Annotated in this window: 13 protein-coding genes; all 13 read left to right on the plus strand. The window is 43.7% G+C overall.

Translation table 11 applies throughout. The features are described 5' to 3' along the window. Window positions 1–19: 19 nt before the first annotated feature. The 13 genes from AC0YN6_RS01685 to AC0YN6_RS01745 all read left to right on the plus strand — a co-directional run bounded on the left by AC0YN6_RS01685 (window position 20) and on the right by AC0YN6_RS01745 (window position 16,595). Window positions 20–4,327, plus strand: a complete 4,308-nt coding sequence (locus tag AC0YN6_RS01685; RefSeq protein WP_475744634.1) for a PolC-type DNA polymerase III — start codon at window positions 20–22, stop codon at window positions 4,325–4,327. A 169-nt stretch (window positions 4,328–4,496) separates the two neighbouring features. Continuing rightward, window positions 4,497–4,958 (plus strand): ribosome maturation factor RimP, encoded by a 462-nt coding sequence (gene rimP, locus AC0YN6_RS01690; RefSeq protein WP_475744636.1) that lies wholly within the window; start codon window positions 4,497–4,499, stop codon window positions 4,956–4,958. A gap of 39 nt (window positions 4,959–4,997) precedes the next feature. Continuing rightward, window positions 4,998–6,095 carry a transcription termination factor NusA gene (gene nusA / locus AC0YN6_RS01695; RefSeq protein WP_475744638.1) on the plus strand — a complete coding sequence of 366 codons (1,098 nt, stop codon included), beginning with the start codon at window positions 4,998–5,000 and terminating at the stop codon, window positions 6,093–6,095. A gap of 52 nt (window positions 6,096–6,147) precedes the next feature. Beyond that, entirely contained in the window at window positions 6,148–6,462 is a 315-nt protein-coding gene (gene rnpM / locus AC0YN6_RS01700) for an RNase P modulator RnpM (protein WP_475744640.1), read from the plus strand. Then, window positions 6,449–6,781, plus strand: a complete 333-nt coding sequence (locus AC0YN6_RS01705; protein WP_475744642.1) for a L7Ae/L30e/S12e/Gadd45 family ribosomal protein — start codon at window positions 6,449–6,451, stop codon at window positions 6,779–6,781. Before rnpM ends, AC0YN6_RS01705 begins: the two co-directional genes overlap by 14 nt. Window positions 6,782–6,842: 61 nt before the next feature. Beyond that, complete coding sequence (infB, locus tag AC0YN6_RS01710) at window positions 6,843–9,401, plus strand: translation initiation factor IF-2 (protein WP_475745505.1); 2,559 nt, start codon at window positions 6,843–6,845, stop codon at window positions 9,399–9,401. A gap of 7 nt (window positions 9,402–9,408) precedes the next feature. After that, window positions 9,409–9,765 carry a 30S ribosome-binding factor RbfA gene (gene rbfA / locus AC0YN6_RS01715; protein ID WP_054028943.1) on the plus strand — a complete coding sequence of 119 codons (357 nt, stop codon included), beginning with the start codon at window positions 9,409–9,411 and terminating at the stop codon, window positions 9,763–9,765. Then, a complete protein-coding gene (locus AC0YN6_RS01720; RefSeq protein ID WP_475744644.1) occupies window positions 9,762–10,751 on the plus strand; it encodes a DHH family phosphoesterase in 990 nt (329 codons plus the stop codon). Before rbfA ends, AC0YN6_RS01720 begins: the two co-directional genes overlap by 4 nt. A 3-nt stretch (window positions 10,752–10,754) precedes the next feature. Next, complete coding sequence (gene truB / locus AC0YN6_RS01725) at window positions 10,755–11,669, plus strand: tRNA pseudouridine(55) synthase TruB (RefSeq protein WP_475744646.1); 915 nt, start codon at window positions 10,755–10,757, stop codon at window positions 11,667–11,669. 44 nt (window positions 11,670–11,713) lie between these two features. Further along, window positions 11,714–12,664 carry a bifunctional riboflavin kinase/FAD synthetase gene (locus AC0YN6_RS01730; RefSeq protein ID WP_475744648.1) on the plus strand — a complete coding sequence of 317 codons (951 nt, stop codon included), beginning with the start codon at window positions 11,714–11,716 and terminating at the stop codon, window positions 12,662–12,664. 206 nt (window positions 12,665–12,870) lie between these two features. Further along, a complete protein-coding gene (gene rpsO / locus AC0YN6_RS01735) occupies window positions 12,871–13,140 on the plus strand; it encodes a 30S ribosomal protein S15 (RefSeq protein ID WP_053375765.1) in 270 nt (89 codons plus the stop codon). A gap of 151 nt (window positions 13,141–13,291) precedes the next feature. Beyond that, on the plus strand, window positions 13,292–15,391 hold the full coding sequence (pnp, locus tag AC0YN6_RS01740) for a polyribonucleotide nucleotidyltransferase (protein ID WP_475744650.1): 2,100 nt from the start codon (window positions 13,292–13,294) through the stop codon (window positions 15,389–15,391). Between the two features lie 205 nt (window positions 15,392–15,596). Continuing rightward, window positions 15,597–16,595: a polysaccharide deacetylase family protein gene (locus AC0YN6_RS01745; protein ID WP_475744652.1), complete on the plus strand. Its 999-nt coding sequence runs from the start codon at window positions 15,597–15,599 to the stop codon at window positions 16,593–16,595. Window positions 16,596–16,597 lie beyond the last annotated feature (2 nt).

Genomic DNA, 16,597 nt, shown 5'->3' on the forward strand with positions numbered 1-16,597 from the left:
TCTTAAGGAGTGGAGTTTTATGAGCCAAACCGCAGAAAAGCGGCAGCGTTTTGAGATGCTTTTACAGCATACCGAGCTGCCGCAAGAACTTATACAAACCTATTTTCAAGATGGATATATTGATCAAGTTATTGTCAGCAACAGCAATCAAGAATGGACGTTTTGCATCTGCAAAACGTCCATGGTTCCTTTAATGGCCTATAATGGACTTTTACAAGCAGCTCGAATGAAGTTTGAGTATATTGCAGCGGTTAAGTTTGTGTTCATTTATGATGATGTTGTGGAGACGGAATCCATCGTTCTGCAATACTGGCCCTTATTCATGGAGTGGGCTCAACGTGAGATCGCTTCGGTAAATGGATGGCTGCAGAAAGCATCGATTGAGGCAGAGGGTGACGTATTAACGTTGTCGTTGCTCGATAATACTGGATTAGAGCTTGCTCGCAAGAAACGTTTAGATGATGAAATTATTCGATTTTTTAAAGAAAATTTCCACCGTTCTTGTAAAGTGAAAATGATCGTTAGTGAATCGAGACAAGAGATTTTTGACGAATTCTCACTTCGAATGGTTCAAGAAGAGCGTGAATACGTGCAGGAACTGATGGCGAGTGCGCAATCCGAGTCTGAGCTCGTAGATGAGGGTGAAATCAAACTTGCTGTTGGTTATGATATCCGCGAAGAGCCAGTTCCTTTGATGAACATAGTGGAAGAAGAGAAAAAAATAACGGTTCAAGGCGCAGTATTTGGTCTTGATATGAAGGAGCTTCGTAACGGAAGCACATTGTTCACGTTCAACGTGACCGATTTCTCGGATTCCATAGCTATGAAGATGTTCGCGAAGACGAAGGACGATGTGAAAATTTTAAGTCAACTTGCCAATGGCAAATGGATAAAAGCACGCGGCAGAATTGAATATGACCGCTTTATGCAGGAGCCTGAGCTTGTTATGATGCCGAATGATTTGCATGAGGTTAGAACGCCTGCTGATCGAATGGATAAAGCGGAAGAAAAACGGGTTGAATTTCATTTGCATACTACAATGAGCGCTATGGATGCAGTAACGTCAGTTGATACTTATATCAAAACTGCTGCTAAATGGGGACATAAGGCGATAGCTGTAACTGACCATAGTAATGTTCAATGTTATCCTGATGCGAATAAGTCAGCCAAAAAACATGGCATTAAAGTACTTTTTGGAGTTGAGGCCAATGTTGTAAACGATGCGATACCGATGGTATTGGAATCAAGGCCCGAGCTTCTTGCTTCAGCAACGTATATTGTATTTGATATAGAGACTACCGGTTTATCGGTAACCAACAACAAAATTATTGAGCTTGCTGGCGTTAAAATGCGTGATGGCAAAGAAATCGATCGGTTCTCGACACTTATTGATCCACATGAAAAAATTCCTTACCATATTACACAATTGACTAATATTAATGATGATATGGTTAGAGGACAGCCGGATCTTGAGCCTATGCTTCGAGAATTCATTACCTTTATCGGTGATGATGTTCTTGTAGCCCATAATGCAAGGTTCGATATCGGTTTTATCCAAGCGAACTGTAAAGCTTTCGGTATGCCGGAAGTGAAAAATCCAGTGCTCGATACACTGGAATTAGCTCGATTTATTTTCCCAACACTCAAAAATCATCGTTTGAATACGTTAGCAGATAAATACAAGGTTAGTCTCGATAACCATCACCGCGCTGTAGATGACTCTCTTGCTCTCGGCGGTGTGCTGTATGGCTTGATTGCTGATGCAGCTGAACGGAATATAACGAATCTACATCAGTTAAATGATTATGTGGGCATTGATTTATCCAATTCACGGCCTTTCCACTGTAATATTTATGCACTTAACGCAGTAGGGAAGAAAAACCTATTCAAGCTTATCTCCATCTCCCACACCGAGCATTTCAAACGGGTAGCCACGATTCCAAAAACGAAACTGGTTGCGCATCGTGAAGGCTTGCTCGTTATATCGGGCTGTGAGAAAGGTGAGTTTTTTGAAACCGTTCTGAATAAATCGTATGAAGAAGCGTTGGAGGTTGCACGTTTTTATGATGTGTTAGAAATCCAGCCGATTGATTTCTACATGCATTTAGTCGAGAAGGGATTGGTCGGAAGCAGAGCTGAGATCGAGCAGGCTCATCGCCGAATCTGTCAAATTGGGGATGAGCTGGGCAAGCCGGTTATTGCAACGGGGAACGTTCATTATTTAAATCCTCGCGATAAGATGTATCGTGACATTACGATTCACGGGATTACTGGCTTTAGTCCGCTGAAAAGCATACGCAAACCTGATGCTCATTTCCGCACGACGGAAGAAATGTTGGAGGAATTTGCGTTCTTGGGAGAAGCTAGAGCCCGCGAAGTCGTCATTACGAACACGGTAGAGCTCGCTGATCGATTTGAGCCATATGATATGTTCCCAACGGGACTGTTTGCTCCGATCATTGAAGGCGCCGATGAGGAGATTCGCAACACTTGCTACGATACAGCGAAATCCATGTATGGGGAAGATCTTCCTCAGGTAGTCATCGACAGACTGGAGAAAGAACTTATTCCTATTATCAAATTTAAGTTCTCTGCCAACTACCTGATTTCTGAGAAACTTGTAAAGAAATCGAACGCGGACGGATATTTGGTCGGCTCTAGGGGATCAGTTGGATCCTCTGTCGTCGCAACGTTCTTAGGTATTTCTGAAGTTAATCCGCTGCCTGCTCATTATTTATGCATTAACTCGGATTGTAGGCACAGCGAATGGTTTTTGGACGGAAGCATTCCGAGCGGATTTGACTTACCCGATAAATTATGTCCGAAATGCGAGAAGCCAATGAAGGGTGAAGGACAGGATATACCATTTGAAACGTTCCTTGGATTCAAAGGCGATAAGGTTCCCGATATCGATTTGAACTTCTCGGGGGACTATCAGCCGATTGCCCATAACTATACAAAAGTATTGTTTAGTGAGAAGTGCGTGTTCCGTGCGGGTACGATCGGTACGGTTGCTGAGAAAACGGCTTATGGCTTCACCAAAAAGTACGAGGAAGAGCATAACAAAAAATGGCGCGGTGCTGAACTGGCCAGACTTGCGAGTGGCTGTACCGGCGTAAAGCGAAGCACAGGGCAGCATCCAGGTGGTATCGTGGTTGTGCCTGATTATATTGATGTTGAGGATATTACACCTGTACAATTTCCAGCGGACGATGTGAATGCAGAATGGAAAACAACCCACTTTGATTATCACGCGTTTGATGAAAATCTGCTTAAGCTTGATATTCTTGGACATGATGATCCGACAATGATGCGGATGCTTCAGGATTTGACCGGAGTTGATCCAACTACGATTCCAATGAATGATCCTAAGGTAATGAGTATGTTCAACTCAACGAAGGCACTTAACGTTCCTGGAGAACAAATCAGATCATCAGTAGCCACATACGGCGTACCTGAGATGGGAACGAAGTTTGTAAGGCAAATGCTTCAAGAGACGCAGCCTTCTTCGTTTGCGGATTTGCTGCAAATTTCTGGACTGTCTCATGGTACGGGAGTTTGGCTTGGAAATGCACAAGAGTTGATTAAAAACGGTACGTGCAATATTAAGACGGTAATTGGATGTCGTGATGACATCATGTTGTTCTTGATTTATAAAGCAGGAATGGATGCTGGACTTGCTTTCAAAATCACGGAAAGCGTACGTAAAGGTAAAGGTTTGACGCCGGAGTGGATTGAAGAGATGAAGCGCTGCAAGGTGCCGCAATGGTACATTGATTCTTGCCTCCGTATCGAGTATATGTTCCCGAAAGCCCACGCTGCCGCTTATGTTATTTCAGCGGTTCGCACCGCCTTTTTTAAGCTGTATTATCCAATAGAGTATTATGCAACTTACTTTACGGTAAGAGCAGATGATTTTGACTTAGAATTGCTTTGCCAAGGATATGATGCGATTTTGCGGAAGCTGATCGAGATCGAGGCGAAAGGATTTAATGCGCTCCCTAAAGAGAAAAACATGGTGTCACAGCTTGAAATGTCACTAGAAATGACAGCACGGGGTTTTGCCTTTAAGCCTATTGATCTGTATCGATCACATGCGACGAAGTTTCTCGTAGAAGGCGATTCACTTATACCGCCTTTTGCTGCGGTTGCAGGAATTGGGGATAATGCGGCACGCAATATTGCAGCATCAAGAGACGATGGAGAATACTTGTCAATCGAGGATTTCCAAATGAAATCCAAGGCTACAAAAACGATTGTAGAGGTTCTTACCAACATGGGCTGCTTCCGTGGATTGCCTGAATCTAACCAGCTTTCGCTGTTCTAGTAAAGGCTTGAGTAGAAAAGATTTCTTGTCACTATAGTGCGGTTATGTTATAATTTTTCTGGCAATGATGATTATAAAGACTTTGATGCAGAAGAGTGGGGAAACCCACTCTTTACGTTTTGTAAACGGCAAAATGGCATAGTGCGTATAAACAGGGGGTCAACTGAATTTGAGTACATCCAAAATCAAAGCCGCTGTCCAGGAAATAGCTTTACCATACCTCAGCAGCAATGGATTTGAACTGGTTGATATTGAGTATGTTAAAGAAGGAAGCAATTTCTTTCTTCGCCTATTCGTCGATAAAGAAGGCGGCATCGACATCGATGATTGCGGCCGTATCAGCGAATTCATGAGTGAGCAGCTGGACAAAAACGATCCAATAACAGATGCTTATTTCTTAGAAGTTTCTTCTCCGGGAGCAGAAAGACCGCTGCGGAATGAAGACGAAGTACGTAAAGCAATCGGTAAGCACGTTTACATAACGACATATGAACCGATTAGCGGCGCTAAAGAATTTGAGGGGCTGCTACTTTCATTTGATGGAGAAAATGCAGTCATTCGAACAGCCAAAAAGGAGTATTCCATTCCTTATGCTAAGGTGGCTAACGCTAGGCTCGCTATCGTGTTCTAAATATTCGTTTCTTATATTGAAGGGGGGACATCCAGTCCAATGAGTATGGATTTTATTGAGGCACTGCAAGAAATAGAAAGAGATAAAGGGATTACCAAGGATGTGCTCCTTGAAGCCATTGAGGCGGCGCTTATCTCCAGCTACAAGAGAAATTTTAATACAGCTCAAAATGTCCGCGTAGATATTAATCGTCATACTGGCGTTATTAAAGTATATGCCCGTAAGACGGTTGTTGATGAAGTTCTGGATCCGCGTCTGGAAATTACAGTTGAGGCATCTAGAGAAATTAATCCGCATTATCAGCTTGACGATATTGCGGATATTGAAGTAACACCACGTGATTTCGGACGTATCGCTGCGCAAACAGCGAAGCAGGTCGTTACTCAACGTATTCGTGAAGCAGAGCGCGGACTGATTTATAACGCATTTATCGATAAAGAGGAAGATATCGTTAACGGTATCGTACAACGTCAAGATGTTCGCAACTTGTTTGTGGATCTAGGCAAGGTTGAGGCAGTATTGCCTTTGACTGAGCTTATGCCTACCGATAAGTTTAAACATGGTGACCGCGTGAAGTCTTATATCACGAAAGTTGAAAATACGACTAAGGGTCCACAAATCATTTTATCCCGTACGCATCCTGGTCTTTTAAAACGTTTGTTCGAGCTTGAAGTGCCTGAGATCTATGACGGAGTGGTAGAAATTCGTTCGGTAGCTCGCGAAGCTGGCTTCCGTTCCAAAATTGCGGTTCATTCCCGCAACTCCGAGGTTGATCCAGTTGGTTCATGTGTTGGACAAAAAGGACTGCGCGTTCAGACGATCGTAAACGAGCTTAAAGGTGAGAAAATCGATATCGTTCGTTGGTCTGAAAGCGTGGATGAATATGTTGCGAATGCGCTAAGCCCTTCTAAGGTGCTTGAAGTAATTGTATTCGAACAGGAAAAAATGGCTCGGGTAATCGTTCCAGATTATCAACTATCGCTTGCAATCGGAATTAAAGGACAGAATGCAAGGCTTGCTGCTAAGCTGACTGGCTGGAAAATCGATATTAAGAGCGAGACGCAAGCAGAGCAAGAGTACGGTCGTCCGAAATCGATGACAGCAGTCATGCATCAGGATTCAGTTTCCATCGACTAATCTAACTTTATACGGGTAAGCGTCAATTCAGCTGGCAGAGGAGGGGTGTACAATGAGACCGAGAAAAGTACCGCTTCGCAAATGCGTCGCTTGTCAGGACATGATGCCGAAGAAGGAACTCATTCGGATTGTGCGGACACCGGCCGAAGAGGTGCAGATTGACCTGAAGGGCAAACAAGCAGGCCGTGGTGCATATTTGTGCGGCAAAGTTAGTTGCTTCAAACTAGCGAAAAAATCCAAGGCGCTTGATCGAGCGCTGAAGCAGCATGTTGGCGAGCATATTTACGATCAACTTGAGCAGGATTTTGTAGCAGTAGAGGAAGAGTTTATCGCAAGTAAGGAGCTGGTAAGCGATGAATCAGAATAAAAGCTTATCACAGCTCGGCATGGCAATGCGTGCCGGAAAGCTGATTACTGGCGATGAAATCGTACTCAAAGCTGTAAGAAATAAGAAAGTGCATCTCGTTATTATTGCAGGAGATGCTTCAGAAAATACAAAAAAAAAGTTTCGTGACAAATGCAACACCTACGGAATACAACTCGCCGAAGCATTCGACCGTGAGCAACTAGGAAAGGCGATTGGTAAGCCAGAACGGGTTGTACTAGCGGTGACCGATGCGCAATTCGGAAAAATGATTGCGAGTCATCTGAGCCATAATACGGAGGTGGATCATATTGGACAATAAACAAGACAGCAAGGACAATAAGGATAAGCTGCGCGTTTACGAGTATGCCAAGTCACTGAATATGAGCAGCAAAGAAATCATTACGATCCTAAAACGACTAGATTTGCCTGTAAATAACCATATGAGCGTCATGGAAAATGAAATGGTAAACAAGGTCGAAGGTTTTTTTCGCAATATTAAACAAAATGCAGCCGTTAAACGGGCGCAAGAATCTACAAATGTATCTGTTTCTTCTGCACAACCTACTGCTAACAGGCCGCAATCGCAGCAGCCTCAGCAACAGGAACAGAAGCCGCAACCAGCAACAGAAAATAAAAATACTAATCAAGACAGACAGGGGCCTATGAATTCTATTAATACGAAACCACAAACAACCCAACAGCAGTCGGAACAAAGACCAGCAGGACAATCAACTAATCGTCCTGCATCACAATCAAGCAGCAATCGTCCAGCACAAGGAAGCTCTAACTCAAGCCGTCCAAGCCAAGGTCAAGGCGGACAAGGCAATCGCCCTACAGGGTCAAATGCAGGTTCAAGCCGTCCAGGGCAAGGTCAAGGCGGTCAAAGCAGTCGTCCAGCATCATCTGGTCAAAGTCGTCCATCACAAGGCGGACAAGGGAACACAGGCAGCCGTCCAAGCGCACCGCGTCAAGACGCTACTAGCCGTCCATCATCTGGTCAAAGTCGTTTTGACTCTAAGCCTGCACAAGGCCAGTCACGTGGCAATGACAACAGAAATGCAAGACCGGGTCAAAAGAGATTTGAAGACGGCAAACCAGGCGGCTTCAGAGGAAACAACGGTCGTGGCGGACAAAAAGGACGCGGCGGCAAGTTCCAACAGCAACCGCCTCGTGAGAAAATCGACAACACGCCTAAAAAGATTATCGTACGCGGTACGATGACTGTTGGCGAATTGGCGAAATTGCTCCACAAGGATGCATCAGAAGTAATCAAAAAACTGATTTTCCTAGGCGTAATGGCTACAATCAACCAAGAAATCGACATGGATGCGATTCATTTGATCGCAACGGACTACGGTGTAGAGGTTGAAGTTAAAATTCCTGTTGAGGAAGATTCTTTCGAAACTGTAGAAGAGTCAGACGAAGACGAAGATTTGGTAACACGTCCACCAGTTGTAACAATTATGGGTCACGTTGACCATGGTAAAACAACATTGCTTGATGCCATTCGCCAAACGAATGTAACTGGCGGAGAAGCAGGCGGAATTACACAGCATATCGGTGCATACCAAGTTGAAATTAACAATAAAAAAATTACGTTCCTAGATACACCTGGTCACGAAGCGTTTACGCTTATGCGTGCTCGCGGTGCGCAAGTAACGGATATTACAATTATCGTGGTAGCAGCTGATGACGGCATTATGCCGCAAACAGTTGAAGCAATCAACCATGCTAAAGCAGCTGGCGTTCCTATTATCGTAGCGGTAAACAAAATCGATAAGCCTGAAGCGAATACAGAGAAAATCAAGCAAGAAATGACTGAATATGAACTAGTTCCGGAAGAGTGGGGCGGCGATACAATTTTCGTCGAAGTTTCTGCTAAGCAAAGAATTGGTCTTGAAGGTCTTCTTGAAATGATTCTGCTCGTTGCTGAAATGAACGATTACAAAGCTAACCCTGATAAACGTGCTCGCGCTACAGTAATTGAAGCAGAGCTTGATAAAGGTAAAGGTCCTGTTGCACGTATTCTCGTTCAACATGGTACTTTGAAAATCGGAGATGCTTTCGTAGCAGGTAACTGTTTCGGCCGGATCAGAGCAATGGTTAATGATAAAGGTCGTCGTTTAAAAGAAGCAGGACCTTCAACTCCAGTAGAAATTACTGGTCTAACAGAAGTTCCATTAGCTGGAGATCCGTTCATGGTGTTTGAAGATGAGCGTAAAGCCCGTGCTATTGCTGACCGTCGTTCCATTAAACAGCGTCAAACGGATATGGGTGCAAATACACGCGTAACGCTTGATGATCTGTATAACCATATCAAAGATGGTGAAATTAAAGACCTGAACGTTATTATCAAATCCGATGTTCAAGGCTCTTCCGAAGCACTTAAAGGCTCGCTTGCAAAAATTGAAATCGAAGGTGTTCGCGTAAAAATCATCCACAGCGGTGTTGGCGCGATTACTGAATCGGATATCATTTTGGCATCGGCTTCCAATGCTATCGTAATCGGATTTAACGTTCGTCCTGATCCGCAAGCTGAAGCAACGATTGCACAAGAAAAAGTTGACGTACGTATGCACCGCGTCATTTACAACGTAATCGATGAAATTGAGCAAGCGATGAAAGGTATGCTTGATCCAATCTTTAAAGAAGTTGTTATCGGTCATGCTGAAGTTCGTAACGTATTCAAAGTTACTAAGGTTGGCGCGATTGCAGGCTGCATGATTACAGATGGTAAAATTTCTCGTAACGCTGAGGCACGTCTGGTTCGCGGCGGTATCGTAGTCTTCACTGGTAAGATCGAGTCCCTTAAACGATTCAAAGATGATGCTAAAGAGGTCTCAGCGGGTTATGAGTGTGGTATTACGCTTGATCGCTTTAACGATGTTCGTGAAGGCGATACGATTGAAGCATTTGTCATGGAATCAGTAGAGAGGTGAGTAAAGCATGGCAAAAATCCGAGTAGGACGGGTCGGCGAACAGATTAAAAAAGAGCTGAGCCAAATTATACAGACAGAGCTTAAAGATCCAAGAATCGGGTTCATTACCGTAACTGGTGTAGAAACTTCGAGTGATTTATCACAAGCTAAAGTATATTTAAGTGTACTTGGCAGCGAAGAGCAGAAGGAAGCTACACTTAAAGCGCTCGCGAGCGGAACTGGATTTATTCGCACAGAGCTTGGCAAGCGCATGCGCCTTCGTCATACTCCAGTATTGCTGTTTAAGTTTGACAGCAGTATTGAATACGGCAGCCGAATCGAAGCTTTGCTTGAAAATATTAACAACGGGAATTCAGCACGATGATGGAGCAAAACAGCTATTCGAGACAGCTAGATGAAGCGCTGGCGTTCATGAAGCGTTACGAACATTATTTAGTCGTATCACATGTTCAACCTGACGGTGACGCTATAAGTTCTACTGTTGTCGTTGGCTGGTTACTTCAGAAGCTAGGGAAAACGGCAGTTTTGATTAATGAAAGCGAACTGCCGTCTAGACTTAGCTTCTTGCATCAATTTGATTCGATCGTCAATTATAAGAAAGCAGTACCTCAGCAAAAATTCGATGCCATTATATCAGTCGATTGTGCGGATTTCAAACGTATTGGAGAGGTGGCAAGCAGCTTTGCATTAGATGCAAAGCTGCTTAACATCGATCATCATCCGACAAACAATGGGTTTGGTGCTGTAAATGTTATTCGAGCAGAAGCTGCTGCTACAGTGGAAATATTATATGATTTAATCGAGAGAACAGAAATTTCACTCGATTTGAATTGCGCGACAGCCATCTATACCGGTTTACTAACCGATACTGGCGGTTTTCGTTATTCTAATACGAGTCCGCGTGTAATGGAGATTGCGTCACATCTTCTTGCTTTAGGCGTTTCTGGAAATGAGCTCGCTGATCATCTGCTTGAGAAGATGACAATGGCAAAGCTCAAGATCCTTCAAATTGCCCTCAACCGCCTTACTTTTACGGATAACTTGGAGATCGGCTGGGTCCATATTGGCAAAGATGATTTGCGCGATACGGGAGCTGTACCTGAAGATCTTGAAGGAATCGTAAATTATGCACTCAATGTTGATGGTGTTGAAGTAGGGATTTTGTTTAAAGAAACGGATGACGGAGCTGTTAAGGCAAGTCTTCGTTCAGCAGGAAGGGCCAATGTAGCCGAAATTGCGCAAGCATTTGGCGGTGGCGGTCATGTGCGCGCAGCGGGTTGCCGTATCGAAGGTACTTTAACAACTTCGATTAATGAGCTAGTGGAAGCAGTCAGAAAGGCGTTGGTTTAAACGATGGACGGCATTTTGGCAGTTTGGAAGCCGGAAGGCTGGACTTCTCATGATGTAGTTGCAAAGGTTCGCCGATTGCTGAAGATGAAGCGAATTGGACATGCAGGTACGCTTGACCCCATGGTGACAGGTGTATTGCCATTATGTCTTGGGCGTGCAACAAGAGTAGTCGAATATGTTCAAGAGCGGCCTAAGTCTTATGAAGCGGTATTGCAGCTTGGTATCGCTACGGATACGGAAGACTTAACCGGAACGGTAATTGAGCAGCAATCGTCAATATCTGTTACTGAAGAAGAAGTTCGCCAAGCACTTGCTCAGTTTCTGGGCGAAATCGAACAAGTTCCACCAATGTATTCTGCAGTCAAAGTTGACGGCAAACGGCTATACGAGTTAGCTAGAGAAGGTAAAACAGTTGAGCGGAAATCAAGAAAAGTAACTATTCATCAAATTGATCTCATTGACGTTCAGCTTGAACTCGATCAGCCCAAAATTTCGTTTTCTGTCGTTTGTTCAAAAGGTACATATATTCGCACCTTGTGTGTAGACATTGGTAAAGCGCTGGGCGTTCCTGCAACAATGGCTCACTTGACTAGAACGATGTCAGGCGGCATTACGAAGGAAAGTTGCTTGACGCTAGAGCAGATTGAACAATTGCAGCAAGCTGGTGAATTAAGCGAGCATTTAATTGCCGCTGATGAAGCCATCACTCATTTGGAACGTGTAACTATTCCACAATCATTTGGCAAGCTAGCATTGCAAGGGCAGAAGGTTAGCCTCAGCCATGCAGTTGATCTTACTCCTTTGATTGTTGATGGACAGCTTATTCGTCTCTATAATGACCAAAGCTCGTTCTTAGGTATTTATCAGATCGACCAAAAAACATCCGTTTTCAAGCCGATCAAAGTATTTTCAGCTTAGCTTATCGTTGTAGAAAGTTAATAGGAAATGCAGGTGCTTCAGCGTTGGAAATTATTCCATTAAGTTTTCCATTAAACGGTTTGTCCACGTTGTCGCTGGACAAACCGCTTTCCATAGCAATCGGTCATTTTGATGGTGTTCATCGTGGGCATCAAAACGTGATTCGTCAAGCTGTAAATGCGGCGAAGGAATCCGACATGCTATCAGCGGTTTTGACATTTGATCCTCATCCGAAGGAAGTTCTTGGACAAGGTGATCAATATTATCGTTGCCTTACACCGTTTGACGCAAAGACAGCTTTGTTCGCGGAGCTTGGCGTGGATCTTGTTTTCATCATGAAGTTTGACCTCGAGTTCGCTTCTGTGTCTCCTGAGCGCTTCGTGGATGAGGTTTTGCGTACACTTCGTGCCAAACAAGTTGTTGTCGGCTTTGATTTCAATTTCGGTCATCGAGGTTTAGGGAATACAGCAGCCTTGAAACAATTGGCGGAGCCTGACATTTCTGTTCATGTCATTGAACCTTTGTACGAAAATGGGATTAAAGTAAGCAGTACATACATCCGTGAAGCGCTAGAAACGGGTGATCTTGAACTAGCTGAACGGTTGCTAGGACGACCATACGAAGTAGAAGGCATTGTCGTTCATGGGGACAAAAGAGGTCGGACGATTGGATTTCCGACAGCTAACCTGCAATTCAATGCTCCGTATATCGCGCCAAGACTTGGCGTTTATGCGGTAATAGCTTGGATTGGAGAAACCGCATATCCTGGCGTATTGAATTATGGTTTAAAACCAACCTTTAATAAACAAGATTTGCAGCCAGTAATGGAAGCACATTTGTTTGATTTCAATAGTGATATATATGGTGAGCAGATGCGATTGCAACTACTGTCGTTTATCCGCTCAGAGAAAAAATTCAATTCTATAGATGAGCTTGTCGCACAAATTGCATCAGACTCAGAACAAGCAAAAGTAATTCACGGTTACAACAACTAGTTGTATAATATAGTGGGACAAGCGAGACTGTTCTTTCATTAGATATGTTTCTCGACAAACGCCCACCTTATGTGTTATACTATACAACGTTGTAAGTAGTCATACATTTTGTATGGTTTACTCACAAACTTAACCTTAGCTTGGATGTCCGATCTCACCGACGGCTTCGAGGCTAATGGCGATTATCAAGAAGGAGGTGAATTAGGATGGCAATTACACAAGTACGTAAAAACGAACTGATTGAGACGCATAAGACACATGCAACTGATACCGGTTCTCCGGAGGTTCAAGTGGCTATCCTGACTGAAAACATCGTTAACTTGACTCAACATTTGCGGGAGCACAAGAAAGATCATCATTCCCGTCGTGGTTTGCTCAAGATGGTAGGTCAGCGCCGTAAGCTGCTTGCATACCTTAAAAACAATGATGTTAGACGTTACAGCGCATTGATCGAAAAACTCGGCCTACGCCGCTAAAACATGCGTAAAAAAAAGCAACCTGGTTGTCCAGCCGTCCGGGAATAACGGATGAGCGGATTCGGGTTGCTTTTTGTAATAGGCAACACTTAGGAAAAACTGCCAGTATGCAGTGAAATAGACTATTCGAATAACTATTAGGAGGGATATAATGGTACAACGAATTGAGATGATGGTAGGCGGAAGACCGCTATCCATTGAAACCGGCCGTCTTGCGAAGCAGGCGAATGCAGCAGTAACTGTGCAATATGGCGATACTGTCGTATTATGTACGGTAACAGCTTCAGCAGGTCCGAAGGATCTGGATTTCTTCCCTTTGACAGTTAACTATGAAGAACGTTTGTATGCAGTTGGTAAAATTCCAGGTGGATTCATTAAACGTGAAGGCCGTCCAAGCGAGAAGGCGATTTTGTCCAGCCGACTTACGGACAGGCCTATTCGTCCGTTATTCCCAGAAGGCTTCCGGAATGACGTTCAAGTAATGAACATCGTAATGAGCGTGGATCAAGATTGTTCTCCTGAGATCGCAGCAATGATCGGTACTTCCGCAGCATTGTCCATCTCTGATGTTCCATTTGACGGTCCAATTGGCGGAGTGAACGTTGGTCGTATTAATGGTCAATTTATTATTAATCCGACAGTGGAGCAAAGCCAAGAAACCGACATTTTCGTTGTCGTAGCTGGAACAAAAGACGCGATTATGATGGTAGAAGCTGAAGCAAACGAAGTTACTGAAGCTGTAATGCTCGAAGCGATTATGTTTGGTCACGATGAAATCAAAAAAATCGTAGCGAAAATTGAAGAGCTTCAAGCTATAGTAGGCAAGCCGAAAATGGAAGTTAAGCTACATACCGTTAATGAACAGGTTAATGCAGATGTTCGTGCTTATGCTTCCGCTGGTTTGGTTGAAGCCATTAAGGTAGAAGAGAAGCACGCTCGTCAAGAAGCGATTGATGCCGTTAACAGTGCTGCAGTTGCACACTTTGAAGAGCAATATATCGATACACCTGAACTTTTATCCGATGTTAAAGAAGTACTTTATGACATCGTGAAGGAAGAAGTACGTCGTCTTATTTCTCATGACAAAGTTCGTCCTGATGGACGTTCGCTGGATGAGATTCGTCCAATTGATTGTGATGTTGCGATTCTTCCTCGCACACACGGAACTGGATTGTTTACACGTGGACAAACACAGGCGCTTAGCATTTGTACGCTTGGTGCGATGGGTGACGTTCAAATTTTGGATGGTATTTCTCCAGAAGAAACAAAACGTTTCATGCATCACTACAACTTCCCGCCGTTTAGCGTAGGTGAGGCTCGTCCGCTTCGTCCGCCAGGCCGTCGTGAAATTGGGCATGGAGCTCTAGGTGAGCGCGCGCTCTCCAAAGTCATTCCTTCTGAAGCAGAATTTCCATATACAATCCGTCTTGTTTCTGAAGTATTGGAATCGAACGGTTCATCCTCACAAGCGAGTATTTGCGCAAGCACACTAGCTATGATGGATGCAGGAGTACCGATTAAAGCACCAGTTGCTGGTATTGCTATGGGTCTTATTAAAGACGGTGACCACTTCGCGATCCTTTCAGATATTCAAGGAATGGAAGATCACCTTGGAGATATGGATTTCAAGGTTGCTGGTACAGCTGAAGGTGTAACAGCTATTCAAATGGACATCAAAATTGCTGGTATTAACCGTGCTATTTTGGAGCAAGCGCTTGAACAAGCCCGTCAAGGACGTATCTTCATTCTAGGCAAAATGCTTGAAAGCTTGCCGACTACTCGTCCAAACTTATCGAAATATGCACCTAAAATTTTGACGCTTCGTATTAACCCGGACAAAATCCGTGATGTTATTGGCGCAGGCGGCAAAATCATCAACAAAATCATTGAAGAAACTGGCGTGAAAATCGATATCGAGCAAGACGGCATGGTATTTATCGCTTCGTCTAACGAAGAGATGAACCAAAAAGCTAAATCGATTATTGAAGGTATCGTTAAAGAAGTGGTTGTTGGTGAAATTTATATGGGTACAGTTAAGCGCGTTGAGAAATTCGGTGCGTTTGTTGAAATCCTGCCGAATAAGGACGGACTAGTCCACATTTCACAATTGTCGAACGAGCGTGTTGCGAAAACTGAGGATGTCGTTAACATTGGCGACCAAATCAAAGTTAAAGTAACTGAAATCGATCAACAAGGCCGGATTAACTTATCTGCAAAAATTTTGATGACGCCAGAAGTACCGTCACAATAAGTATTCAATGCTTAGACGGTAATTTGAATAAATTAGAAAAGAGGCAGATTACATCTGGCTCTTTTTGTTTTTTTCAGAGAGGGATCACTGATCTTCGATGCCGCCACTTGCATATTCTCGTCCTACTTTTCATACATATGAATTAACATGCCGAAATAAGGTCAAGCTTAGGAAGCATGTGAGGACTTATATGGGAGTGGGAATTATGATGGTAAGAAAAGCAGCTATTATTGCGGCAAGTATGCTCATGGTTCTTGTTTTTGTCAGTATGAACGATGGCATGTCGCAATTTCTCACCTCTATAAAATATGGAAAAGATAAAACAGTATCAGCGGGAGTAACTTATACGGAAGCAGATCGACAGAAGCTATTGACCATCATTACTGCCGAGGCGGAAAAGAAGAAAATTGCTCCTATCGATGCTCGTATTGACCGCATATGGAAAGCCATCCCTGGTTATAACGGCTTAGAGGTCGATATAGAGAAAACTCTCGATGCAGCATTGCTTGCACCATCATCCCAAACCATTTCTTATATATATAAAGAAATAGAACCAAAAATTATGCTTCATGATCTAGGGCCACATCCCATCTATCGTGGAAATCCGAATAAGAAGATGATTTCTCTCATGATAAATGTGGCGTGGGGCAATGAGTTCATAGAATCGATCTTAACAACACTTAAACGAGAAAATGTGAAAGCTACCTTTTTCCTAGATGGCAGTTGGTTGAGCAAAAACGCTGATGTCGCTAAGCAAATCCAAGCGGAAGGACATGAAATGTCAAATCATGCCTATTCTCATCCGAATATGAGTACGTTGAGCAGGGAAGCCCAATACAATCAAATATCGAAAACAGAAGAGTTATTAAAATCGAGCTTGAACGTGAACAACAAATGGTTTGCGCCGCCATCAGGTGATTTCAATCAAGCAACGGTACAAATTGCAGAGCAACAGGGTTTAAAAACGGTATTGTGGACCATTGATACGATTGATTGGATGAAGCCGGCAGCAGATACGATTGTACGTAAAATATCGACAAAGCTAGAGCCGGGTGCTTTAATATTAATGCATCCAACGGCCTCAACGCGCGATGCGCTTTCTGGGATGATCGCTGCAGCGAAATCGAAGGGGTATGCAATTGGTACGGTTAGTGAAACGCTTTCTTCTTCGCGAATTCCTGGTGAAGTTGAGGGAGTCGACTGATT

It is taken from the genome of Paenibacillus sp. J22P15 (genome assembly GCF_056269345.1).

Coding starts and splice junctions, on each gene's coding strand:
- rbfA (WP_054028943.1), top strand. CDS start 9,409: ATGGCAAAAATCCGAGTAGGACGGGTCGGCGAACAGATTAAAAAAGAG.
- rnpM (WP_475744640.1), top strand. CDS start 6,148: ATGAGACCGAGAAAAGTACCGCTTCGCAAATGCGTCGCTTGTCAGGAC.
- AC0YN6_RS01745 (WP_475744652.1), top strand. CDS start 15,597: ATGATGGTAAGAAAAGCAGCTATTATTGCGGCAAGTATGCTCATGGTT.
- pnp (WP_475744650.1), top strand. CDS start 13,292: ATGGTACAACGAATTGAGATGATGGTAGGCGGAAGACCGCTATCCATT.
- truB (WP_475744646.1), top strand. CDS start 10,755: ATGGACGGCATTTTGGCAGTTTGGAAGCCGGAAGGCTGGACTTCTCAT.
- AC0YN6_RS01720 (WP_475744644.1), top strand. CDS start 9,762: ATGATGGAGCAAAACAGCTATTCGAGACAGCTAGATGAAGCGCTGGCG.
- AC0YN6_RS01685 (WP_475744634.1), top strand. CDS start 20: ATGAGCCAAACCGCAGAAAAGCGGCAGCGTTTTGAGATGCTTTTACAG.
- rpsO (WP_053375765.1), top strand. CDS start 12,871: ATGGCAATTACACAAGTACGTAAAAACGAACTGATTGAGACGCATAAG.
- infB (WP_475745505.1), top strand. CDS start 6,843: ATGAGCAGCAAAGAAATCATTACGATCCTAAAACGACTAGATTTGCCT.
- AC0YN6_RS01705 (WP_475744642.1), top strand. CDS start 6,449: ATGAATCAGAATAAAAGCTTATCACAGCTCGGCATGGCAATGCGTGCC.
- nusA (WP_475744638.1), top strand. CDS start 4,998: ATGAGTATGGATTTTATTGAGGCACTGCAAGAAATAGAAAGAGATAAA.